The organism is uncultured Bacteroides sp., from assembly GCF_902472605.1.
In the GTDB taxonomy this organism is placed as follows: domain Bacteria; phylum Bacteroidota; class Bacteroidia; order Bacteroidales; family Bacteroidaceae; genus Phocaeicola.
The window spans coordinates 1-23,744 of the sequence record NZ_CABROP010000021.1; the positions used below are offsets into that span (position 1 = coordinate 1).

The window sequence follows — 23,744 nt, forward strand, 5'->3', positions numbered from 1 at the left end:
CGTGGCGGGAGCGTTCAGCGTGTAGGTCATGAAAGGACGCGAGGCGTTTTCGTCACTCCGCTGCGTGGAGATGAGCGGATAGCTCACCCCTTCGGGAAGCTGCGCCCACAACTGCCGGATAAGGGTGGACACCTCAAAGCGGGTCACCCCGATATCCGCATGGCGGTCCAGCTCCATGTCGATGCGCCCGCCCCCGTTGTCGGAAGTGGAACTGATGCTACGGATGCCGTTCACCCGGGCCAGCATGCCTTCCAGACGGCTGGTGACCTCCGTCTCCACCACCCGGGCCGAATTGCCCGGCATGGAGAATGACACCGACAGCCCCGGCATGTCGCGCGAAGGCGAGAGCTTCACCGGCAGCAGAGGCGCCAGCGCCAGTCCCACCAGTGACAGGCACACGAACGTCACTATCAGGGTGAACGACGACCAGACCAGCGGCCGGCCTTCTGTTTTCTCTTTCCTGCTCATAGCCCCTTCATCTCAAATGGTTCTCAAAATCAAAACGGTCGGAAAGCGACATGCCCGTCTCAAAGTCGTGCAGCGTGAGCTTGCGGATCTTGTAGTAGTTCAGCCAGTAGTTCTGGAGCGCCTGTATGTAGTTCTTCCGCGCCTCCTGCTGGCGGTTCAGGGCCAGCGTCAGGCTGCTGATGTCCGACTTGCCGATGATGAAACGCCTGCGCGTCTGGTCGTAGGCCAGCTCCGCCAGGTCGAGCGCCTCCGAGGCGCTGGCTATCAGGTCCTGCTGCACGTTGAAGTCACTCACCGTCATCATCACGTCCTCCTCCAGGCTGATTTCTTCCTGACGGGCGGCAATCTTCACCACATTCAGATTATTCCTGGCCATATTGTACTTGCCCTTTCGCACGCCCCAGTCTATCAGCGGAATGGAAACCGTGAACGACACCAGGTCCTGCTGCAGCAGGTTCCGGTATGCCGCACTGAAGTTGTCGGCCACCTGGTTGAAGCCCACGCTGGCATTGAAGCTGGCATTGAAGCGCGACTCCTTCCGCGTGCGGTCCACCTCACGCTCCGCCTCCAGCACGTTCTGGCGCTGTTCCAGGTACGTCGGATTGTTCTCCCGCGCCAGCACCATGGCCCGGTCGGCCGGCACGTCAATATACCGCGGACGCGACGGAAGCTCCAGCTCGATGTACGCGTTGCGGTCCAGGTTCAGGAAGGTGGCCAGGGCCGACATCGCACGCTTGCGGGCTATCTCCGCATTCTTCAGCGTGTTGCGCGCGTTCACCTTGTCCAGCTTCAGCGTCAGCAGGTCGGCCTGTGAGATGGCCGCAATCTTCTGGCGCTGCTCCCCGACGGCATACAGCGTATCGGTGGTGGCCACATTGTCCCGCGCCAGCTCATAATCGGCCTGCGCCATGGCAAGGGTAAAGAAATAGCTTACCGCTTCCTCCGACACGCTCTCTGCATTGTAGAGATACTGCTTCTTCACCTTCTCAAACTTCAAAGGCTCTATCTTCCGGTCCCAGCGGAAGGCATTGAAGCCCAGCAGTTCCTGCTGGTAGCCTATACGGAAAGGGATGCTGGAAAACTGCGTCGACTTCGTATCGCCGAAGTTCCGCATGTAGTCCAGCTGCGTGTCCACATAGAACGTACCGCCCAGCAGGTCGAAGTTCTGCGCCACGCTCAGCCCCGCGCTGGCGCTCAGCATCTGCTGCTCGCGGTACACGTCGACATTCTCCTGCGAGTCGTAACGCTGCGTGATGTAGCGGTAATACTGCGCCGGGGTCATGTTCAGCGTGAGGCTCGGCAGGCGAGCCGCCTTGTAGCTGCGGTACTCCCAGTAGCCCGACAGGTACATGTTCTGATAACGGAAAGCCGACAGCGAGCTGTCGTTGGCCATCGTGATGGCCTCCTTCAAATCCAGCCGCAGCACACGCTGGGCCTTCATTCCCGCCGCGCAGAGCAGCAGCAGGAACAGTATGCTAAATCTTCTTGACTTCATGTTTTCTATAGATAAACCAGTAAATAAGAGGGATTACAAAAAGGCTGATGACGAGGCCCACCATCATGGTGCCGATCATCGCCACCGAAAGCGGACGCTGCATTTCCGAGCCCAGGTCGGACGTGAAAAGCAGGGGCACCATGGCGAACACCGTGGTCAGCGTCGTCATGATGATGGCCCTCAGCCTCCGGTGTCCTGCCGTATGGATGGCCTCCAGCAGCGGCATGCCCTCCCTGCGCAGCTCGTTGATGGAGTCCAGCTTCAGGATGGAGTCGTTCACCACGATACCGCAGGAAACGATGATGCCGATGGCCGACATCAGGTTCATGGTATGCCCCGTGGCCCACAGCAGCACCAGTCCGAAGGCAATGTCCATCGGAATCTCCGCCAGCACGATTAGCGGCTGCAGGAAGCTCTCAAACTGGGCGCAGAGGATGAAATACATCAGCAGCACCGAGATGAACAGGATCACCGTCAGCTCTCCCATCATCTTCCTGTTCGAGAAGAAGCTTCCGCCGAACGACACCTCCCAGCGGCTGTCACCGTCGACCGCCCTGCGTATGCCGTCCATCACCTGCGGCACATCCTTCACCTCATAGAAATTCACCGGGATGTACTCCCCGTTGCGTCCGGCGGTGATCTCCTTCAGGTCCTCCCCGGGAACGATGCGCACCAGCTCGCGCAACGGGATATAGTTCCTTTCTCCCGAAGCCGCGTCCGTCCGGGTCTCCACCAGCGTCTCCGCCAGGATACGGTTCACGCTCATCTCCCTTCCGGCGATGCCGATGGGCAGATACTGCTGGTACGAACGCAGGGTAGAGACCTGGTTGTCCTTCAGGGCCGTACGGAGCACCCTCACCACCTCGTCATAGTCCACATTGTACAGGAGCAGGCGGCTGCGGTCCACCTCCAGGTCCAGCTGGCTGCGGAAAGGCGTGCCCTCGGGCGCACAGCCGGTCTCCCGGGCCATGGCATCCTCTATCGCCCGCACTTCCCCCGCCTCCGGAACCGATGCGCGGTCGGCCCTGCGGAGCTGCGCCACCAGGTCGGGTTCCCCCGTGACGAAAAGCTTCTCGAAGATGGTCACCGGTGGCGAGAAAGTCACCACAGCCAAAGGATAATCCTTCCGGACGGCCTTTTCCAGCAGTCCGGTCAGTACCGGAATCTGCTCCGGCTCCGCCGTCCGGAAATACAGTTCCGCCTCGGAAGTGGAAAGTTCGTTCTCCGTGCCCAGCAGATAGTCCTGCATACCCACGTAGGCCGTATGCTCCACCACCAGCGAATCGGCCAGGGTCAGCATGGCGTTCACCCTGCGGTTGTTCTCGTCCACATGGATGTTCTCGTTCCATTCAATGCCCACCACCACCTCGTTCTGGTCAATCTCCGGCATACGCTCCTTGTCAATCACCATGAACATCAGCACACACAGCGGCAGCGATACGATGGCAAGAAACATGGTAACAGTCCTATGTGCAAACACCCACTCAATACCCGCGTCATAGAACCGTGTCAGCCATTCGTTCTTCAGCAGGTTCTTAAAGTTGGCGGTAAACCAGTTGTGCTTCCTGATACCCGTACGGTAGAACAGCACATACAGCACGGGCAGCAGCATGATGCCCGTGAAATACGACACCATCAGTCCCGAGGTGATGGAAAACGCCTCGTCCATGAAGATGGCCCCGGCTATCCCGCTCATGAACACCAGCGGCACGAACACCGCGATGGTGGTGAGCGACGAGCTCAGCATCGGCGTGATCATCTCCGAGGTTCCCGCCACGGCCGCACGCTTCAGCGAATACCCCTTCTCACGGTACTGCGACACGTTCTCCGTCACGATGATGGCATTGTCAATCATCATGCCCACCGCCAGGATCAGTCCCGAAAGCGAGATTACGTTGAGCGAGACCCGGCAGAGGTAGAAAAAGAAGAACGTGATCACCACCGAGGCAATCATGGTGATGCCGATGACCAGCGGCGAACGCACGTCGCCGATGAAGAACACCGCCACGATGAAGATGAACAGGAAGCCCAGCGTGAAGTTCTGCTGCAGGTTCGATATGGTATAGTCCAGCAGCTCCGTCTGATTCCGGCTGATGCTGAACTCTATGTCGGGATAGATGCGGGAGAAATAGTCCGTGGTCTCCTTCAGCTCACGGCGCAGGTTGTCCATGTTCTCCTCGCCCTGCTTGATGATGGCCAGCGTCACCGCCCGCTTTCCTCCTGCCAGTGAGCGCCCCGTCTCGTTGCGGGTAACCGTCTGCACGTCGCAGATGTCCCCCAGCTGCCTCACCTGTCCGTTGCGGTTGAACCAGATCTGCCGCACGTCCTCCGGCGTACGGAGAATAGAGGCGATGCGGATGTTGTATTCATAATACCCGTCGCGCACCAGCATGCTCCCCGGCTCCACGTTGTTCGACGAGAGGATGGCCTCCAGGTCGGCAATGCCCATGCCCAGGCTCTCCATCCTGCCCATATCCGGCACGATGCGCAGCATCTTCTGCGGCACCCCCGTCATGTCGGCCATGGCCACCTGCGGCAGCTGTTCGATGCGCCGCTTCACCACGTTCTCCGCCAGCGTGCACATCTCCAGGAAGGCATCCTCGTCCGTTTCCCGGTAAGGCACATCCTTCTTCAGCGTCATGTTCAGGTAGAACACCGGGATGTCCGTCGCGCTCGCCTTGACGGCCTTCGGCCTTGCCGCATCCCTGGGCAGGCTGTTCATGGCCGCGTCAATCTTCTCGTTCACCTCGATGAAGGCCAGGTCGGTATCCGTGCCGAAATCGAACGACAGGCGGATGATGCCCGAACCGTCGCGCGTCTCGCTCCGCATCTCGCTGAGCCCCGACACCTGCATGAGCTGCCTTCTCAGTGGAGCCACCATCGTGTTCTCCAGCTCGCGGGCCGACGAGTTTTCCCCGCTCACCTGCACGGTGATCTGCGGAATGTCTATGTCCGGAAGCAGCGATACGGGCAGCGAGAAGTAAGTCACCAGCCCCACGATGAAGCAGGCGGTGAAAGCCATGAGTACCGCTATCGGTCTTTTTATCAGAAATCTTACCATAGTACGGACATGTTTTAAGGTATCACTTTTACAGGAGCCTCATGCGCAAGGTTCACATTTCCGGTCACGATGACCTGCGCCCCTTCCTCCATGCCCTCGCCTGTCACGGTATATTCGGTCATGTTCTCCAGTCCGGTGGTCACATAGTTCCACACCGCCCTGCCGTCCTTCAGGGTAAACACCACCTGCTTGCCCGTGCGCAGCACCACGGCAGTCTTGGGCACCACAAGCTGGCCGGGAACAGAGCGTTTCACGCTTACACGCACGTTCATGCCGTCGAACAGTCTTGCACCGCCGTTCACCCTGGCCCTTACGCTCACCAGCCCGTTTTCGTCCACCAGCGGGTTGATTTCCGACACCGTACCGCTGCATGCCCCGGCTGTCCCGGCAAACGGGGCCACCTCCACCCGGTCTCCCCGCCTGACAAGCGGCAGCTCGCTCTCCAGCACCTTGAAGGCCACCTCCATGCCCCCGCTTCCTATCACGCGGCAGAAGGGCTTCGAGCCGTCCGGACGGTTGAAACCCCGCGTCTCCAGATTGGCCACCACCCCGTCGAACGGTGCGGTGATCACCGCCTGCTCCAGCTCAAACTTCGCCAGCTCGTATGCCGCACGGCTCTGGCCGTAGCCGCTCTTCACCTCGGCAAGCCGTACTATGTCTTTGGGGATTGACTGCATGCGGTCGGGCGCATATCCCTGCCCTATCAGCACGTCCTTCATCTCCAGTTCCGACTGGCGCAGTGCTATCTCCGCCTTCTCCAGGCTGTTCTTCAGGGTGAACAGGTCGAGTTCGGCTATCTTCTGACCCTTCTTCACCGCATCGCCGTTCTTCACATAGATGTGTGCCACAGGCTCCGATGTGAGGCGGAACGAAAGGTCGGCATACTGTGAGGCCGTCACCTTGCCGTTGCTCACCAGCTCATGGTTGAACGTGGTCCTCTTCAGCGTCATGACCGTCACTTCGTTCGCCTGTGAAGGCAGAACCGTTTCCACTCCTTCCTTTTCCTTTCCGGAAGTGTCGTCTTTCTTCTCGCCGCAGCCGGACCACATTCCGGCGGCAAGCAGCAGCACATATACGTAGTGTGTTCTCATACATATCTCATTTAATCCAAATCCAACTTATATTTTCTGATTACAAAATCTTCATCCTTCATTGTCGAAGCAAACATATATTTATCATTCCTGTCAATACAGAATGAACAGACAGGCATATCCAATGTATATTTGTGCAGCAATTTGCCATCCCAATTAAATACATATAAAATATCACTGAAATAATTGGGTAAGCCTTTATACAAATTTTCCTTCAAAGCTTCTCCATGCGTATAGGGAGTCATAAGACAATAAATATAGTTTTCAGTCACTTTAGTTACAGCCCCCCTCAAACAACGGTCATCAATAACCCTTCTGTCATTAGACGCCTTATAAACCGGATAATCTGCACATAGAGGTATTCGTTTAGATAAATGAGTTCCATCCATCTCCAGAATCTCTATAAATCTGCCAAGTCTGCAAGTATAAACGAACTTGCTTAACGATGGATGTTTAGCTAGTTCAGCATCGCAATATACCAAGAAATCAGCCGGTTTCACATAAGTAGCTACATTTATACCAGGAAATGTATAATTGATGGCTTCAACTTTATTCCTCCTAAAATTTATGGCTGATAAAATCTTATTATCGGTAAGTTCCCCTCCTGTTGCTATACAGATGCTGTCATTAAACATCACAAAATTGGGAAAGAATAAACAATTATGATTTAGTGGCATATCGACCACTTCCCATTTATCCTTATCAAAAGGATACTCTTTTCTTATTTTATATACCTTACTGATTGTACCAGAATAATTAGCGATAAACAATGAACTGTCCGTAACCTGATAAGAAGGATTGACAACCTCCCATGCTCCATTGCCTTTGGTTAAAAAAGAACCTTTTTTCCTCAAACTATTACCATCTAACTCATATATAGCATACAACTTATTTTGTGATAACTCTTCGATAAGAAACTGATTCTCGTCTATGAAATCTATTTTCATTCCCCAAATATCTGAATCGCACTTCAGATATTCACCCTGAAGCTGAATTGTAGGCAATTCCTGAATTGTATTATCTTTATCCTTGCTTTTTTTCGAAGAACATGAAAACAACAAAAGACACGTACAGATTATATAAAATAAATGCTTGACCATAATACTTTTCTTTTAATTTCTAATAACGAACATATTTAAAAAATAAATCTATAAACCGGGGCCATCAGCACCGCTTCGCTCTTTTACATTATCATTTTTGATTTTATTTTCGCTGTAATTATTGCTTGCTGGTTATCTGATAAACGTCTTTAACATTCTTATTCTTCCTTTTTAAGCGTAACTACTATAACTTTCAGGCCTTTCAGCTTCTTATAACGCTCAATCATCTTATAGTTGTTAGTTATTTTGACAGATTCTATCTTCTCCGGTGGAATCAAAGATAAAGGACTCTTGTCTGGATCATGTACATAAATTTTATTATCAATGACAGTGACTATCGTTGAATGTGTTATAGAATCACACTGATACTCTATTTCAACTTTAGCAGAATTTCTTTCCACTTGTTGCGCGTTAAGTTTTCCCCCAAAGCACAAAAACAAGCTCAAAAACAAACCCAAAAACAAACTCAAATTCATATTATTATAAATCATAAATATTAATGGTATTAATTACATAATCGGAAGTCTCGGGACTGGTTCCCAATAAAATAAGCTGGCCTTCACTGGCCGTAATCATACTATATTCCTGTGGCAAAACAATCATTTTTACCGGATTTCCCTTCCAGTCAAATAGAAGCAACTTATCTCCTCCGGTTATGTAAGAATCCCTATCTTGAGACTGTTTCCCGCTGAAAAGCCCGACACAATACTTATCTGTTACGGCCATACCGAAAAAACCGCTCACATTCTCTCTCAGAAACGATACCGATGAAGAAGTGCTCGTGGAACGATTCACAAATTGAGGATATGAAGCCACATTCTGTTTCAAAAGCTTGGGGTGACTTATATCGCTCATGTCATAAAACATTGCTATTTGTCCGTCCCTCTCCCCTACAGCGAACACTTTTTCTTTCGCATTATACACCATCCCCGCAGGTTGGTAGGCAAAAGCATTATCCTGATAACTGCAATCGGGCTTAGAATCATCCTTAGGATAATCTCCAAAAACACTTACTTTCTGTCCCTCCTTGTTGTATATAACGAAATGCTTGTTTTCTTCAATAAGACCAGTCGCAACAAAATATTCATTAGACAAAGCTATAACCTTAAAGGGAAACATCTTGTCTGAATGTGCAAGCTCAATGCTCGAACTGCACACCGTATCCTTCTCATAAGAAAACCAGGCAAATTCTTTCTTATTCTCATCATACAGCCCCAACTTCCCATCAAATGAACTGGCTGCCGAGAACCATAAATACTCATGAGGTCCTTGCCCCCTGTTAGCAAACCGACCAATGTACTTTCCCGTTGTCCAGTCAAAAGCCGTAACCAGTGGCGATGAATACATATCTACCATAAAAAGTTTCCCATCAACATAATACATGTCAATAGGCTTCCGTATACTGTCTACATCAAAAGAAGGTTTATGCACTTCCACTTTTAGGGATTCAGGAAACAAATCACACATAGAGACAAAAGACTTGGTACAGGAAGATAATACAAGTCCCCATAACAAACTGTAAATGAATACTTTCATTGGAATGAAAATGATTAGTTAGTAATGCTAATAAGAATAAAAAATAATCTCAAATAGAGGATATGAAACAATCTTGCTCATAAGCAAGCTGCAACGTAAAACCCTCATTTTTTACTTTAATTTCTCTTTATCATATGACTAATAATATGACAAATTTTTATTTTAGTTTTAATCTACTATAAGGCTCTCAGCTTTATATTTCACTGTCAGAACGGCACTTTCACCGGGCAGTATCTTATCCTAATACAAAAACTAAAAAGAATCTTCTTCATACGCATTTTCATGATTAAATATATCAAAACTATTTCTGTTTTCTCAAATGTGTCCTGTCATTAAAAAGCATACTTTACCAAATGATATTCAGGCACAAAACTCAGGCCATATAAGGTCCTGTTTGGTTCATCTATAGCAAATGTAAACACAGGCACAGGAAGCTTATAGGCCTTATCAGGAGTTCCGTCCAAATTGAATGACAGCAAGGTGTCCAGCAGGTAAGCATCCGCAGACTGACCCTCGTGGTACACCCTACCAGAATATAATACGTAGATCTTTCCACCCGAATAAAGAGGGCAGAAATATGCATCACGCGTTTCTCCGGAAACAGAACTTACTTTCTGAAGACCCTCTTCACTGGAAAGTTCCCTTACAGCAGGGAAAAAATGGTCAGGACCATGCAGACGCTTAACCAGCCTCCCTTCATAATCATAAATTTCTATCAGGTCTGTCGATTTATAGAAAAGCCAGATATGACTGTTCGACGGATCAACCGCCATCTCACAGGCGTAGCCTTCCATTTGCTCCAAAGGAGACAGTTCGGTACCAAAGGTAGGGTACATTCCTGTGGTCTGCCGCGAGGTGCCATCCGCAGCAAAGAAAGTCAGACGCTTATGCTCTGTATTCAAGACGGTCGTGACAAACTGTGGACGGCCGGACAAGAATACGATATCACTGAACGGCTCCTCCAGCCGGACTTTTCGTCCCGACGGAAAATGAGACGCATTGCAGGCTGAATCTTTAGGATAGAACATGACACTCCCTCCCATCAGATCGGAAATTCCGAACAACGAATCCATTGCCTGCATACGATAAGCGTTCAACAGTTCCTGTGGACCATTCCCCATTGAAATGCAAGCCTCTCCTATAGGAGTAAGCCGGGGCAGCCTGAATCTTTGGATAAAGCCGTCACCTTTTCGATTCTGGACAAACAAGGTCGAATCCACGCACAAGATGCGCAACGGCATTGACAGAAAACAGTCATGCGGCAGTTTCAATGTATCGCCACATTCCACCGGCTGAAAATCGGACCAGGAAAATGACGTGGCATTATCATACGACATCCGGTGTCCGCAAGCGGATGCCAGACAGCAGATTATCACAAACAGACAACTCTTTCCTAAATGCATCATATTATAAACAGTGAAACGATTAATAGCGATAACAAACGATAAAAAAACGGGGCAGCTTTTTCAACGCTTCAGATTCCGGCGTATATTTGTCCGGCAGCTTTCCCCCCTTCAACAACTTGCTCAGCTGCTTCTTACATACACCTTTCTCGTCGTCCTCGTAAATCAGGAAAAGAGGACAGGTGAACGATGTGCCAATGTTTGAATTTCCTTCATACTGTACATAATCAAACTTCTTTTCCGTATTCTTCTTTTTATACCACATGGAGGTACCGACATAAGTAAACAATTGGAATTCTTTCCCTCCCTTAAAGTCCAAAAACTGGACGAATTCCATACGGTCACCTTCATTGACCTTACCACCAATGATCTTATCATCCAACAAATCCTTCACGTAAACTCCCTGACGGTATTCCTTCAATTCGAGAGAAAAATCGCCATTCCTTCTGATGGGTATGTCAAGCTTGTATTTCAAGGCCATCTCACTTGGGGCTGGAGCAAGTTTACTCCCTGCTGAAGTGGTAATCGTAGTAACCCCATAAGGCTTTTTCCGTACCTGAGCCGTCATAAAAAAAGGAACCAGCCCAAACAACACTAAAAATAAAACGTTCTTCATAAATTAAGATATTTAGCTATAGCTCATTTATAAATTAACCAACAACACATAATTATATTTCAACGCGATAGAGATATAAAGAAAATCCCTCTGAACGAGAATATGTCAGTGCATACAGTTCGGACGGAGTACCTGAATAGCAAGACAACTTGAAAATCTGCCTGTCTGTCCTATACCGTGCCAATCCTTTGCCGTTCCAGTCAAATATTGAAATATTATATAGGTTATTAGCGTCTGAATCACCTATCAATACACTGTAAATCACATCATCAGTGGCACACATTGCAGAAAATCCATACTTCATATCTGTAGCCGGAACCAACTCTCCTGCCTTAAAAGAAACCAAAGGTTCATAAAACCGATAAACGCCTGACAATGATATGGAAGTTGAAGATAAGTCAAATGTTTCCAATACCCCTCCATACAATGTTCCTGTTGCCATTTTATTTTTAGACGGAGCAAAACATACATTAGGTGAAAGAAACGCCTTCTTCATGTCCTCGTTTTCAACAGGGAAATCATTGTACTGAGAAACTACAGAATTCCCATCATACAGCTGAAAACGTTTCTGGCCTGTCTTTTCAACTCCCAACTGCCCATCTACAAGATACTGCCCCCCCCAAATCCCATGCTCTACGGACTATACCGCTACAGGAGGAAAAACTGACATCATCGACAAACGAGATCTGCAAGCTGTCATCCTCATTGTTGACAGAATAATTAAACAGTTTTTTTTGAGACTGGTCATATATTTGCAGATTATCTCCATCAACCATCAGAGACAAAGCCGTATGAATTTCACCCGGACCTTGCCCTGCATGAACAGTGCTGCCCAAATACCTTCCATCATGCTTATCATATACATGCAACCATTTGCCCTCCGACAGTGCCAGTATATAGACATAGCGGCTGTCAACTGCCATATCATAAGCATAACTTATCATCAAGTCATCAGAAAGGCATTTACCAGTTATCTCATGTTCTTCAATAAATTGAGGTTCATTATAGGTCTTCGCCGATGAACACGAACAAAGAGAAACTATCAGCATTGCTTTTAAGACATTACTTTTCATAGGGTTCCATTTCTATTATTTTTTTAATCTACGCCTTTTCAAAGACATCGTTTAATCCTCATAATATGATGCTGTTTCACTGTGATTCATATCATAATCTTTTTTTCAATACATATCTTACTACTATAGGGTTATCATCATCTTTCACACAATCAAGTTTCTTCAATTCATTCCCATCCAACAGAGATTTGTCAATATATTTATCCATTTCATAAGGGTAAATGATTGTATACAAAGAATTTTTATCTAAATGAAAACAGAAATTAAGACACACAGGATGCTTATTTGAATGAAGAATTGACTTTTTAGACTTTCTGTCATATATTACGGTCTCTCTAACTCCATTATTAATCATATAAAAATATAAGTATGAATTATTCATCTGCTTTATCACAGGTATAGGAGTATCAGATTGAAGAAGATAATTATTTACCTTTTCCATAACGGCAAAGGATTTCTTCAGACTTTCTTCATCTGACTTCCGGTCGGACATATCACCAAAACGTTTCTCCAAATCCTCTTTATTAATATTTTCTCCAAATGAATAGCTAATATACTTGCTTAACTTACAAGAATCTTCATCAATACGATATATGTTATAGTCAAGACATACTGGAAGAAAATAAAGTTCGCCATTCAATCTCACAAAAGGATTATGATTCATTGTAAGCGTACTGATAAAATCGGCAGTATAATCTTCCACGGAAATGATGCTTTGTCGAGTATAGTCACAAAAACACATTACAGCATCTTTCTCCCCCAGCAAAGTAGGCAATAAAATATAAGAATCATCGCTCAGAGGATAAAAACGAGAGAATGTATGGATACTCTTCTCCTGCAAATCTCTTTTTCCAAGAAAATTAAAGGATAAATCATACGAGTATATACTACCGAACGGACTTAATATCTCTATACTTTTGTTATATGGATTATAAACAGCATCAACTAAAATATTATATTGGTCGGGGCCATCTCCCCGGCACTTACGGGAGCTGGATATAAAATCCCCCTCTTTTGTAAACAGGTACACTGTTTGTCTCTTGTCAACTATCAGGTATCCGCCAAAATCATCATAAAACTCTATTTTATGATATTGGTCTATGAGATTCATACTGTCGGTTTCAAAGGGAACTATCTCTATTCTGTCAATGAAATTCCCCATAGGCAAATCTTCATTTTCTGAATAATATATATTTGTTATATTATCAAGTGATTCCCTTTCTGTACAAGATATTGCCAATATAAGAATTGTCAACATAAAACCATGAATATGTATTAATACCTTCATTTTATCAGATTTTATTATTTATATTAGTCAGGAGTTTAATTTCAACTCCTGACTAACAGTTCAAAATACTAATGTTGTGTAGATTTCCGCACCTTTAAATTGAACAACTAGTCCAAGTATAACCAACAAACCCACAAGCGAAATCATGTGCTTCACCATCAAAACACAACATTCCAGTTTTCATCCAGCAAGGACCACTGTTTCGTCCACAAATAATCTCAACTCCTCCAGATTCATTATCTTGTGCTAACGCTTCCACATTAGCCATCGCCAAATCTGACATTTCAACTTCCTGCTGTGAAGCATATACACTATACCCAGCAACCAAAGCAGATACGGATGCGAAAACTAATTTCAAGATATTCTTTTTCATTTTAGTTCGAATTTTTACTTTAATTATCTTATAATTTTAATAATCCCTACGGAGGAGCAAATTATTTCATTTCAGTTGCTACATTTATACCAGGGGTCTATAGGCTGAGAACATATTTATACAGATATTTATGATTCTCTCCTATGCACCATAACATATTATTCCTAATATGTATAGAAATAACGCTGTGGTCTAAAACATATCGCTTGACTGGCGTTCCTTCCCAATTATAAACCAGTACGATATTACTGGTATAGGCCGAACTTTCTTTATCCAATAATGACGAACCTGAATATAATAAATAGACGTATGATGAATCATACGACAATGACAAAAAGCCTACCGCTTCCTCTTTCCTGTGGGCTATAACAGGTCCTTTCTGAGGAATGGCAAATTGAGGGAAATGATAATATCTATGCGCCGAAGGTGATAGATTGTAGGATTCATCAATATTGTAAAAATCTATTAGTCCTTTATATGCGGCAACGAATTTATTTTTATCCGGATGCACCCCTATTAAAGTACCAGCGTACAATGCCGCTTTCTGATAAGGCTGAAGTGGCTGAATGTCTTTATTGCTTGGATATTCTTCTTCACAAACATAAGTGCTATCAGCAATGTTGTATATCAGAAAGCGTCCTTGTTCAAACATTCCTGTACCTATGATTGAAGTAGAGTCAAGCATTGCCAATGAATAAAAACGATTTATAGATTCATTAATCTGTATAATCTCTTTGTACTCATAACTATTCAGGTCTAACTTGAAGATTTTTCCTTTAATTCTATCCGCAAATAGAAATTCACTCATGTTATTGGATACAGGCAAATACTGTATGATTTCGTTAGGTCCGTTACCTATATGAGCAGTATGGATTACCTCGTTGGTCTTTTGATTCCATATAGAGACACGATCTTTTATGCGGATGTTAGAAAAAATAAAGCATGAATCAATATAGGAAACGGAAAAGGGCAGTAACAGACCCTTTTCTTCCAGATTTATGGAATCTGCCGACATGATTACTGAACTCATTGGGAAATCCGTATCAATATCAGACAAGCCTTTATCTGTACAGTTTGTGAGACAGAGTAAGTACAATAAAATAATAAGTTTGTTATTCAGTTTAAGCATCGTATTAAAACTTCTTTATAATTGATTATTACAGCTTTGCCATTAAAGTTTTCATCCTACCGTATTAAAGATGGAAACACATAGGGTCTAAAAAATCATTTTCACGTAAATACACCGTCTTGAATACCTTGATACCATTCCAATTCCTCTTGATATGGAAATGGTTCTTATACTGGATATAAAATCTGCCATCCATAAGAACCTCATTTTATCAATCCATCCAAATCCAGGTATGCAAACTGGATCTCATCATTCAGATTCATATAAACACGGTTAGCCTTGTCGTCATACCTCATGCTGTTTATTTTATACCCTACATCAAGTGTCTTAATGTATTCACCATCCAATCCAAACACTAACAGACAGGTAGGATAATAAGCATCCGTATTATTGTCACCACCTGAGAATGAAACAATCAGATGATTGTTATTATCAAAAAAACCATCACTATAATAATGGTTACGAGAGGAACTTCCCCATGCAGGTCCGTAAACATTGCATCTCAGTTTTCCGTTGAAATCACTGATGGTCAGCAAATCATGATTATTATAAAATTCGGCTATCAATCCATATTGTTGGGATGAAGCACAAGTAGTGCGCTTTTTCTTTATATCCGGATGATTATAAGAAATAGATACCATCTTTCCAGTTTTCATGTTCCAACGGGATATGGAAGGAGCAAAATCATTTGTACCTATAGGAAGTATTGTACGCGCAATACACAAGGTGTCATTGATATATTCATACTCGGAAGGGAAGTTTGTCTTGTCCATAACCAGTTTTACACTTGGCGTATAGTCCGGATCAGCCAATACACTGTCCATATCATAGCTGAATATCTTATTCTTACCATGGTCACTCACATAAAACTTACCTCGCTTCTCGTCCGTTGCAACAGCTCCCAACACCGTAATCTCGGTCGGTCCCTGACCCAGAGGAGCAGTACTTGCCAGATGTCGGAAACTGTTCTTGTCGAATATATGAATCTGTTTGTCATATCCCCTATGGTCGGCAATCAGCAGATAATTGTCCATAATATATATACGTGCATTGTTACCAATCAAAACCGAATCTGTTTCAAACTCTTTAATACGACTGTGAACGTTTTCTACATTATCACGGTCTGTCTGATACTTTTCTGTCGATGGATTTTTTGTACAACTGAAAAGAATAATTCCCGATAATATAACCAATAATTTTTTCATAAAACAATTTTAATTTTATTTGAATACTCTGGAGAGTCACTGATTACATGATTCTCATCTACAGTTATTTATTTTGTCAAAGAATAATACCCTACCTCATATTCTCCCGTTTCCGGGTTCTTGGCTATGGCATAAATACGCCGTTGTTTACCCGCAACAGCTATTGAGATGTTAAGCCTGTCTGTTTCAAGGCTCTTGATTTTTTCTCCGCGGGTATTTAAGACCAAGATGTGAGAGGCAAGAAAAGTCTCTTCGGGAAATTGCTTTCCTGTACGGCCGGAAAACAATAAATATACAAACTCGTCATCCAAATCAGCCGAACAAATTCCCATCGGAGTATTTTCAGTTACGGCATCTTCCGTGTGTTCCGTAGGTATATATTCCTTGAAGCAGGCTTTCCAGGTACCCCCTTCTCTCGCATACAATTCATAATAATATCCTATCGGGGAATGGTACAGCATCCTATCCCGACGGTCATTTATATGCAACACGCCCTGATACAGATAAAACGGAGACATCTTCATGCCTTCTTCTTCGGGATAATTTCCGAAATAAGTGACGGTGTCTTGTGCCAGGCAGAAATATTTCCCATACTTGCTGTCGCCCAATCCTATTTTCTGGCTATCATCCACATAATATGCATATTGCATCCCCTCCACTTTTTGAGACTCAGCTTCACTATAGAAGAAAGAACGGACGGGACGGAATGTACGGGTTTGCAAAATCGAGTCCAGGTTATAGACCAGCGTCTTTCTGCCCGCAATGTCAACCACCTGAAATTCCTTCTCATTTATCTTGTCAATAAATTGTCCATATAAAATATCATCGGGGCCTGAACCCTTTTGTCCTCCGGATAACAACGGAGCAGACGCACCGAGGCGAAACAATGTATACGTATTATTCTCTACAGGGTCATGAACCAAAACCAGTGAATCAAAGATCTCAATAGCGGTCGGCTTAAAGAGGAAATCACTCTTGACCGGATGAAAACGAACCTGCTCGGCCACGTTGAAACCATACAGGGCCATAGGCGATTCTTTCCGCTGACACCCGCACAAAAGACATAATGAAACTAAAAAAAGAATCTTTTTCATACGCATTTCATACATATTTCATTTAATCCAAATCCAACCTATATTTTCTGATTACAAAATCATGCACTTACTGCAGATTGCAATAAAGCAACATTATTGATTACTGATAAGCAAATACTAGTTCCTTTAAATGTATCAAAATTAGATAGTGCTGAAACTTAAATAATCAATTCTGGTAATTTCAAATTATACCTAAATACTCAGCAAACTCTACGTAAAACAATAATGCAGCATTTGATATATCTTTCAAGATGTTTTCATTTAAAATTTATATTCACTGTCTCATAAATTGGATTTTGACACATCGTCTTTCGTAAAAAAATCAATTATACAAAGGATATTTTGTCTTCAGAATATAAATCTAGCTTATAATAAACACCGTTACATCTACTATATAAGGACATCAATAAAAGTACAATTAAACTTATATAATCTTCTATTTATAAAATGCTGGAGTTATTAATGACATAATTTATCAAAAATTTTTCCTTTGAAACTCTTATCTAATTTATTCTCTGTAAGAACATGGATACTTCTTTTACCTTTCTTTTTTGATATCCTACTATCCTTGACTATAAAATTATAGATTTCAAATCCAGCCATATTTTTTATAATTCGTAAATGAATCTTCTCACCATTATCATTAACGATATAAATATTATAAAAATCCTCTCCAATATCCTTTGTCAGCACTTTTCCTTCTATTGCTAAAGGGTCTAATTCTTTTTTGTAAAAATCATCACAAGAAATCTGAGGTACTTGAAGAAACATCAAAAGTCCTAAAAATAAAAGCTTCATAATTTTATGATTTAAATTTGACAAATACTATATATGGATTATTATCATTTTCTCCTTTTAAGCCAAGCTTCTGATTTAGCTGCTCAGCATTGATTGGCATAATAAAATAATTGTTCCATGAAGTTAATACCTCACCCATTAAATTTCCATAGTCTTTTGATTCATGAATAGAATATGTTGAAACATTTAAGTTTCTTTTATTTATCAATGCACAATATTTTTGCTCCTTATACATAAAGTCTAGCCAAATCGTGGAATCTGTTTCCAACACATTTAAAAAAGTAATAAAATCACAATCTTTTAATTTGTTGATAAAATCCATAGGATTTTTTACTTCGGAATATACAAAAGACTCATCTACCCATTTATCAGAAAAGTCTACAGAAAATTTTGGAGAAACTGAATTTTCATCTAAAGCAAAAATCGTATCGCAATATATGGGTACATAATGTAATTCATTATTGATATTATAAAATGAAGTTCGTGAAGATAATAGTATATCTGCATATTTTGTATATGGGAAAAACTTATTAATAATTTTTCCATCTTCTGATATGACAACTATACTATATTTCCATTTATCATTATTGCGTCGTGTCTGTTGATCAAACACATAATATCCATTGAATTTTGTGAACCTAGATACCCCATTAGGAAAAGGTAAAGATATTTCTTTAATAAAGTTTCCAGAAAAATCATAACGCATTACTTTTTTCTTCATAGGATCCAATAGTTCAACATAACGATCCTTATAAGACGTATAAAAGTCTCCTAATTGTACATATTCGCCTGGACCCATCCCTTTTTTATCTATCACAGTCATCAATTTACCATTTAATGAATATAAATGGATAGTTTGGTTCATACCATCTAATACAGATATAACACTGTCAACTTGAATTTTAGTAATCTCTCCTAATAAATTGTTTTTTCCAGTTTCTAGTGGAATATAATAAAAGGTATCAACCTTTTCCTCAAAATTTAACTCTGTTGCATTTTTGAAGTCTATCTGAAAATTTGATAATGAGGTTATATTTCTTTCTCTGACATCATTAACACAACTTGATACTAATATGCAACTTAAAGCTATTGATAAAATTCTATTCATATATTTATCACTAAAAAAAATAACTTTTCAATCATTCAAGCAAGGTCATCATTTGTATTAGTCAAATTGGATACTGTAGAACTGCACTACGTATACAAGTCTATGAACAATATCCGGTCAACATAATATGATAAACAGGTTCACCATCCAATTATTCCATTCACATCCAGCTAGTGTCTTCATCAAAGACAAAAATGCCTTCCTGCCCGCTATCCTTGACAAAGAGTTTACCGTCATCAAAAAACAGTCCTGAAACACCGTTGATTGGCAAGCTGTCACTTAGCTCAAGTGTAACAAATGCTGTAGAATCTACGAAACTTGAATAATTTATTACAGGTTCTGTCTTTGATAGGTCAACCTGTATCGGTCCTGATAAGCTCTTTTCCTGACATGCAGCCAGAATGAAAATGCAACAAAGCAGATAAAAACAATTCTTCATATTCTCACAATTAAATATTCATTTACCAAATGAATTCTGACATTCAACTTATAGTATTTTACTTTAAACAATTACTTCTTATCTTCTGTATTTAAATAAAAGAAAAAGACATCGGTTCCACCTTCGGGATTTAATGCCGTGTATAAGATTCTATCATGATATTGGTCATATACAAAACCCAATGAGTAATGAGGAAGAATATAAGTCTTCAGATAATTCAAATCCCAATCGAAAACCACAATTCTGGAAGAAGCATTATCAATCTTCTCAAAATCTTTTTCTCTTATATTCTGTTCCAATACATATACAGCTTTATCTGAGGAGGTTATATCTCTACAGCAGACCATATTATCCCCACTCAGATGATCGCCATCAACTACTGTCGGACTAATTTCTTCATCCCCTAATTGGACTGTCTTCATTAAAGTGTTATTCGAGTCATAAAGAAATAGCAGATTATAATATCCCATTGCCGAAACAACTCTATTGGACGCAAAGTTTAGAGTTATACGATTCATATTCATAACTGTGAAATCACCCTGAGACAACTGTAGGATTTTGGGAAATTCAACCCAATTTATCTTATCCTCATTCGAATCATAAATGAAATACAATCCGCTACCAGAATCAATATTCCCTATAAAACAAGAATCACTCTTTAAATGTAAATCAGGTGAACCTATAAGCATAGTCGGCATCTTCATAGACATTATTGCATCGGGCTCTTTTTGAAGAATCTTTTTTACATTTATGTCCTTAAAGGCTGCTGCATTAACATCGTAAAGGCTTATAAGACCGCTATTATCGTTCGTTTTCTTTAAAAAAAATGGGAACTGGAAATCTTCAGGTCCATGTCCTATGACTCCACAAGCTCCTCTATAGGCAAAATCCGAAGAGTCATACATATAAAGGATACTATCAGTACCTCTATTTATAAAAACAGATAATGTATCATAAACTCCTATTTTATCAACATTCAATAGCTGCTTTGCTTCAATTCGATGAACCTCAGGATTTATAATATTATCCTCTATAACTATCTCTTTTTCTCGGTCAGTTCCATTGCATGAACATAAAACTAAAACTATTAAAAGAAAGAAAATATTTTTCATACGCAATTCTGATTACTGTTTTAATTCTTCTGTTATCATTCATTCACTACCTATAAACTTATTCTCTTACAGCTAATTATTTTCAGCGGATTTCAAAAAACCTTATTCGTTACCACCAGATAAAGCAAACTCCACCAACAGATTCTCCTCTCTGTTGGCTATCGCATAAACCATATCATCAGAATTGGATACACATATTTGCGACAATGGCAAATCCGTTTCATATTTACTCACAGGGTTACCATCCCAATCTATCTGATATATCACATTTCCCATAAAGGCTTTTTCCTTATAGTCTTTCAACGTCCTATCCGAATACAACAGATAAACATATCTGTCCGTAGCATAAGCACTGATAAATCCCATCTTGTTTTCCGCACTCATAGGAGCGGTACGATATTTTTCATTCCCTTCAGTCCTGTATATAGGATATCCTCCTACCCACTGGTATGTTCTGACTATCGCTTCCGGCTGTACAGAACACAGCATAAAAATAGGAGCAAAATTTATGGCATAGACAAACTTATCCAAAGAAGGCTTTGAGCGTAACATTCCTTGATAGGCCATTCCTCTTAAACGGTTGTCTATATTCTTTTCTTTATCATCTCTGTAAGGATACTCATAAAAATACTTTTCATCGCTTCCCCCTTCAATCAACGCAAACATGCTTTTCTCATAAAATCCCAGCCCCACAAATGTGTTATTATACTTCGATAATAACATGTCAATGCTGTTAATCGTATCACTGGTTATTTTAGTATAATACGGCAACCCCTCCTTCACATTTTCCAGATTTATCCGTATCAGACTATGTTTATAATAGTCATATACGCAGACACACGAATCGGCCTTATCCTTTTGCAAGGAAGCCACCTGTAGGAAATCCCGACTTCCCTGTCCTCTTTCCCCAAACCGGTAGATACGTTTATTGTCTGACAGATCGACCATCGTAAACAGACTGTCTCCCAGATCATCATAAAAAATGACAGAAGAGTCAGCATATATCATATAGAAAGGCCTGCCCATAATAAGCTCTTCCGACAAACAGTCCTTAACAAGCACACTTTTTTTATGAGTAAACAGGGCATCAAAATCTTCCATGCTTTCAGGTTTTTGACAGCCGACAAAAACAAGCATAAAAAACAAATACAGAAAAACTCGATTTTTCATAAGTACCTTAACAGAATAATTGTAAAAATTTAATCACGAGATTTATCCCTTCATAAATTCAAAGGAAACCGAACCAGAACCGGGTCCGGATGATAGGCTATCGCATACAAACTACCGTCATCTTTGGATACCTCGATTACCTTCAATGGCACATCCGACTGATAACGTTTCTGTAGCGTACCGTCCCATCCGTAAACTTCTATCGTATAACCGCTGAATGCCGAATCCTTATCATCCCGGTAGTTTTTTCCGGAATAAAGCGCATATACATACTTCTCAGTGGCACACACATCCAGATAGCCTACAGGAGTGTCCGTTTCTATTGCCGGACTATTATATTTATATTTTGGGAACGATTCCTGAATCTCTTTGACAAGATTCCAGTGCTCACCGGACAGCTCATAAAAAGTCAGAATCTTGGCTTTGTATATGGCCTGCACAAAACGGTTACGGTGAGGACTGGCTGCCAGTTTGCCCTGATACACATCACCAAGGACAAATCCGTCTAACTTCCTTTCTTCTTCATCCCGATAAGGATATTCACCAAAATCACCTACTTTCTTTCCATTGCCGTCCAAAACGGTAAAACGGTTGTGCTTATGCAAGCCGGTTACAATATAACGGTCGTGCTGCACCGGCAGCATCTCAAAGCAAATCAAAGAGTCCGCTAAAGAGAACAAAGATCGGAATGAGATTCCCTCATCCCCATGCTGCATCATGAAACATTCCTTCTTGCTCACGTCAAACAGAATCGGACGATTGTTCATATCCGGATAAACAGCACCGACAAGCAGAAACTCATCCGGCCCCTGCCCGATTTTACCATATTCGTACACCTTCCTGTCTGAAAGATGTACGAAATGAAGGAAACCATCCTGATTCGAGTCTACGATGACCAGCACCGAATCATTCTCCCAGGACATGTCCTTTACTTTACCCAACAACAGTTGGTCTTCATCAAGCACTACTGAATGATGCAAGTCTATTTCAGGCACGTCTTTTCCCTTGTCGGGCTTGCAAGATACCAGACAGGCTAAAAGTACTATATTTAAAATATATTTATACATTAATCAAATCAATTTAAAAATAACGGAATACTCAATCAAGGTAAAGAAAATTTTACAAGAACTGGGTCTGGATTATTAGCTATACCATAGAAGACGTTATGTTTCTTGGCATAGCAAAAACATAAAATTGGAATATCTAACTTGTAATGTGTTTTATTACTTCCATCCCAATTGTAATAATAAATAGAAGAACACTCAAAAGCTTTCTGTTTATACTCTTTTATGGATTTGTCAGAATAAAGACCATAAAACCCTTCATCATCAACAGCTATATCTTGATAACCTAATTTGTTTTCCGCATTAAATGTTACAGAAAATCCCTCCGTATTATCAGGGGTATAGAGAGGAAATGATTCCTGGTTCACAAAAACTTCCTTTAAAGAATCATCGGTCATTTTGTAAACATAACACTGATTGCTCGCTCCTGTAAGGTATGCTATATAACCATTTCCATTGGCAGCCATACATCCTTGATATGCCATAAAACGCAGTTGATTACTTAACTTTGATTCTGGTTCATCCCGATATGGAAAATCTCTTGTGGAATTAATTATTTTTCCGTCTGTATCAGCCAAATGTAACATTCCTTTTTCAAAATAACCATATTTACAGATACGGGAAGAACTTAAAGGAAAAGCATCTATTGTCATATCCTTATCAAATTCATGTATGACTTTAAAAGATAGATTTCTTGATTTATTATCTGGAATAATCTCGAAAAGTTTGAATTTATATGAGTCATAACAATATAAGGTGTTATTCAACGAATGGATATTCCTTACTCTTAATAGTTCGTTAGGACCTTGTCCTAAATCTCCAAAACTACCCATATACTTACATTCCGGAATCTTAATCCAATGAAATGGCCGTTCTGATTTTGTATCGATAATAAGCAGATTATCATTCAAACAGTGCATTTCTATTGGAGCACCAACTATAAAATCACTATCCATTCTTACGGGATTATGTGATAAAGTAACTTCTGTTACACCTTTTCTGTCTTGGCAAGAACAAAAAATTGAAATGAATATAAAAAATATTCCCAATTTATACATATAAATATGGTTTTAAAAAATCCTTGAAATCAAAAACAATAAAATTAATATCTTCATCACGTG

General features: G+C 42.0%; 23 protein-coding genes. All 23 read right to left on the minus strand.

The annotated features are described in order from the left end of the window. A partial coding sequence (locus tag RDP42_RS06450) for an efflux RND transporter permease subunit (protein ID WP_308763025.1) occupies positions 1–468 on the minus strand: 468 nt, incomplete at its 3' end. 7 nt (positions 469–475) lie between these two features. Continuing rightward, entirely contained in the window at positions 476–1,963 is a 1,488-nt protein-coding gene (locus tag RDP42_RS06455) for a TolC family protein (RefSeq protein ID WP_308763026.1), read from the minus strand. Next, complete coding sequence (locus tag RDP42_RS06460; protein WP_308763027.1) at positions 1,944–5,024, minus strand: efflux RND transporter permease subunit; 3,081 nt, start codon at positions 5,022–5,024, stop codon at positions 1,944–1,946. Before RDP42_RS06460 ends, RDP42_RS06455 begins: the two co-directional genes overlap by 20 nt. Before the next feature lie 14 nt (positions 5,025–5,038). After that, positions 5,039–6,115: an efflux RND transporter periplasmic adaptor subunit gene (locus tag RDP42_RS06465; RefSeq protein WP_308763028.1), complete on the minus strand. Its 1,077-nt coding sequence runs from the start codon at positions 6,113–6,115 to the stop codon at positions 5,039–5,041. Positions 6,116–6,126: 11 nt separating this feature from the next. Beyond that, positions 6,127–7,215, minus strand: a complete 1,089-nt coding sequence (locus RDP42_RS06470) for a BF3164 family lipoprotein (protein ID WP_308763029.1) — start codon at positions 7,213–7,215, stop codon at positions 6,127–6,129. Between the two features lie 158 nt (positions 7,216–7,373). Continuing rightward, positions 7,374–7,706: a hypothetical protein gene (locus tag RDP42_RS06475; protein ID WP_007562450.1), complete on the minus strand. Its 333-nt coding sequence runs from the start codon at positions 7,704–7,706 to the stop codon at positions 7,374–7,376. After that, positions 7,696–8,751 carry a BF3164 family lipoprotein gene (locus RDP42_RS06480; protein ID WP_308763030.1) on the minus strand — a complete coding sequence of 352 codons (1,056 nt, stop codon included), beginning with the start codon at positions 8,749–8,751 and terminating at the stop codon, positions 7,696–7,698. Before RDP42_RS06480 ends, RDP42_RS06475 begins: the two co-directional genes overlap by 11 nt. Before the next feature lie 332 nt (positions 8,752–9,083). Next, positions 9,084–10,157 (minus strand): BF3164 family lipoprotein, encoded by a 1,074-nt coding sequence (locus RDP42_RS06485; protein ID WP_308763031.1) that lies wholly within the window; start codon positions 10,155–10,157, stop codon positions 9,084–9,086. A 19-nt stretch (positions 10,158–10,176) separates the two neighbouring features. Continuing rightward, complete coding sequence (locus RDP42_RS06490) at positions 10,177–10,770, minus strand: hypothetical protein (RefSeq protein ID WP_308763032.1); 594 nt, start codon at positions 10,768–10,770, stop codon at positions 10,177–10,179. A 52-nt stretch (positions 10,771–10,822) separates the two neighbouring features. Further along, complete coding sequence (locus tag RDP42_RS06495; RefSeq protein ID WP_308763033.1) at positions 10,823–11,362, minus strand: BF3164 family lipoprotein; 540 nt, start codon at positions 11,360–11,362, stop codon at positions 10,823–10,825. Continuing rightward, a complete protein-coding gene (locus RDP42_RS06500) occupies positions 11,352–11,843 on the minus strand; it encodes a BF3164 family lipoprotein (protein WP_308763034.1) in 492 nt (163 codons plus the stop codon). The genes RDP42_RS06495 and RDP42_RS06500 overlap by 11 nt, the downstream gene beginning before the upstream one ends. A 91-nt stretch (positions 11,844–11,934) precedes the next feature. After that, positions 11,935–13,131 (minus strand): 6-bladed beta-propeller, encoded by a 1,197-nt coding sequence (locus tag RDP42_RS06505; RefSeq protein ID WP_308763035.1) that lies wholly within the window; start codon positions 13,129–13,131, stop codon positions 11,935–11,937. Between the two features lie 94 nt (positions 13,132–13,225). Next, positions 13,226–13,504 (minus strand): NVEALA domain-containing protein, encoded by a 279-nt coding sequence (locus tag RDP42_RS06510; RefSeq protein ID WP_308763036.1) that lies wholly within the window; start codon positions 13,502–13,504, stop codon positions 13,226–13,228. Between the two features lie 97 nt (positions 13,505–13,601). Next, positions 13,602–14,633 (minus strand): BF3164 family lipoprotein, encoded by a 1,032-nt coding sequence (locus RDP42_RS06515; RefSeq protein ID WP_308763037.1) that lies wholly within the window; start codon positions 14,631–14,633, stop codon positions 13,602–13,604. Between the two features lie 203 nt (positions 14,634–14,836). After that, a complete protein-coding gene (locus tag RDP42_RS06520; protein ID WP_308763038.1) occupies positions 14,837–15,838 on the minus strand; it encodes a 6-bladed beta-propeller in 1,002 nt (333 codons plus the stop codon). A 68-nt stretch (positions 15,839–15,906) separates the two neighbouring features. Continuing rightward, complete coding sequence (locus tag RDP42_RS06525) at positions 15,907–16,932, minus strand: hypothetical protein (protein WP_308763039.1); 1,026 nt, start codon at positions 16,930–16,932, stop codon at positions 15,907–15,909. 459 nt (positions 16,933–17,391) lie between these two features. After that, entirely contained in the window at positions 17,392–17,730 is a 339-nt protein-coding gene (locus tag RDP42_RS06530; RefSeq protein ID WP_308763040.1) for a hypothetical protein, read from the minus strand. 4 nt (positions 17,731–17,734) lie between these two features. Beyond that, a complete protein-coding gene (locus RDP42_RS06535; protein ID WP_308763041.1) occupies positions 17,735–18,838 on the minus strand; it encodes a 6-bladed beta-propeller in 1,104 nt (367 codons plus the stop codon). A 160-nt stretch (positions 18,839–18,998) separates the two neighbouring features. Then, positions 18,999–19,277, minus strand: coding sequence for a 6-bladed beta-propeller (locus RDP42_RS06540; protein ID WP_308763042.1), 279 nt, complete (start codon positions 19,275–19,277; stop codon positions 18,999–19,001). Positions 19,278–19,348: 71 nt separating this feature from the next. After that, positions 19,349–20,389, minus strand: coding sequence for a BF3164 family lipoprotein (locus RDP42_RS06545; protein ID WP_308763043.1), 1,041 nt, complete (start codon positions 20,387–20,389; stop codon positions 19,349–19,351). Positions 20,390–20,491: 102 nt separating this feature from the next. Further along, positions 20,492–21,490: a BF3164 family lipoprotein gene (locus RDP42_RS06550; RefSeq protein ID WP_308763044.1), complete on the minus strand. Its 999-nt coding sequence runs from the start codon at positions 21,488–21,490 to the stop codon at positions 20,492–20,494. 119 nt (positions 21,491–21,609) lie between these two features. Beyond that, complete coding sequence (locus RDP42_RS06555; protein ID WP_308763045.1) at positions 21,610–22,626, minus strand: BF3164 family lipoprotein; 1,017 nt, start codon at positions 22,624–22,626, stop codon at positions 21,610–21,612. A gap of 35 nt (positions 22,627–22,661) precedes the next feature. Beyond that, on the minus strand, positions 22,662–23,681 hold the full coding sequence (locus RDP42_RS06560) for a BF3164 family lipoprotein (RefSeq protein ID WP_308763046.1): 1,020 nt from the start codon (positions 23,679–23,681) through the stop codon (positions 22,662–22,664). Between the last annotated feature and the right edge of the window lie 63 nt (positions 23,682–23,744).

Bases quoted from the DNA above. Each gene is read 5' to 3' on its own strand.
- RDP42_RS06455 (WP_308763026.1), bottom strand. From the start codon at position 1,963: ATGAAGTCAAGAAGATTTAGCATACTGTTCCTGCTGCTGCTCTGCGCG.
- RDP42_RS06460 (WP_308763027.1), bottom strand. From the start codon at position 5,024: ATGGTAAGATTTCTGATAAAAAGACCGATAGCGGTACTCATGGCTTTC.
- RDP42_RS06465 (WP_308763028.1), bottom strand. From the start codon at position 6,115: ATGAGAACACACTACGTATATGTGCTGCTGCTTGCCGCCGGAATGTGG.
- RDP42_RS06470 (WP_308763029.1), bottom strand. From the start codon at position 7,215: ATGGTCAAGCATTTATTTTATATAATCTGTACGTGTCTTTTGTTGTTT.
- RDP42_RS06475 (WP_007562450.1), bottom strand. From the start codon at position 7,706: ATGATTTATAATAATATGAATTTGAGTTTGTTTTTGGGTTTGTTTTTG.
- RDP42_RS06480 (WP_308763030.1), bottom strand. From the start codon at position 8,751: ATGAAAGTATTCATTTACAGTTTGTTATGGGGACTTGTATTATCTTCC.
- RDP42_RS06485 (WP_308763031.1), bottom strand. From the start codon at position 10,157: ATGATGCATTTAGGAAAGAGTTGTCTGTTTGTGATAATCTGCTGTCTG.
- RDP42_RS06490 (WP_308763032.1), bottom strand. From the start codon at position 10,770: ATGAAGAACGTTTTATTTTTAGTGTTGTTTGGGCTGGTTCCTTTTTTT.
- RDP42_RS06500 (WP_308763034.1), bottom strand. From the start codon at position 11,843: ATGAAAAGTAATGTCTTAAAAGCAATGCTGATAGTTTCTCTTTGTTCG.
- RDP42_RS06505 (WP_308763035.1), bottom strand. From the start codon at position 13,131: ATGAAGGTATTAATACATATTCATGGTTTTATGTTGACAATTCTTATA.
- RDP42_RS06510 (WP_308763036.1), bottom strand. From the start codon at position 13,504: ATGAAAAAGAATATCTTGAAATTAGTTTTCGCATCCGTATCTGCTTTG.
- RDP42_RS06515 (WP_308763037.1), bottom strand. From the start codon at position 14,633: ATGCTTAAACTGAATAACAAACTTATTATTTTATTGTACTTACTCTGT.
- RDP42_RS06520 (WP_308763038.1), bottom strand. From the start codon at position 15,838: ATGAAAAAATTATTGGTTATATTATCGGGAATTATTCTTTTCAGTTGT.
- RDP42_RS06525 (WP_308763039.1), bottom strand. From the start codon at position 16,932: ATGAAAAAGATTCTTTTTTTAGTTTCATTATGTCTTTTGTGCGGGTGT.
- RDP42_RS06530 (WP_308763040.1), bottom strand. From the start codon at position 17,730: ATGAAGCTTTTATTTTTAGGACTTTTGATGTTTCTTCAAGTACCTCAG.
- RDP42_RS06535 (WP_308763041.1), bottom strand. From the start codon at position 18,838: ATGAATAGAATTTTATCAATAGCTTTAAGTTGCATATTAGTATCAAGT.
- RDP42_RS06540 (WP_308763042.1), bottom strand. From the start codon at position 19,277: ATGAAGAATTGTTTTTATCTGCTTTGTTGCATTTTCATTCTGGCTGCA.
- RDP42_RS06545 (WP_308763043.1), bottom strand. From the start codon at position 20,389: ATGAAAAATATTTTCTTTCTTTTAATAGTTTTAGTTTTATGTTCATGC.
- RDP42_RS06550 (WP_308763044.1), bottom strand. From the start codon at position 21,490: ATGGAAGATTTTGATGCCCTGTTTACTCATAAAAAAAGTGTGCTTGTT.
- RDP42_RS06555 (WP_308763045.1), bottom strand. From the start codon at position 22,626: ATGTATAAATATATTTTAAATATAGTACTTTTAGCCTGTCTGGTATCT.
- RDP42_RS06560 (WP_308763046.1), bottom strand. From the start codon at position 23,681: ATGTATAAATTGGGAATATTTTTTATATTCATTTCAATTTTTTGTTCT.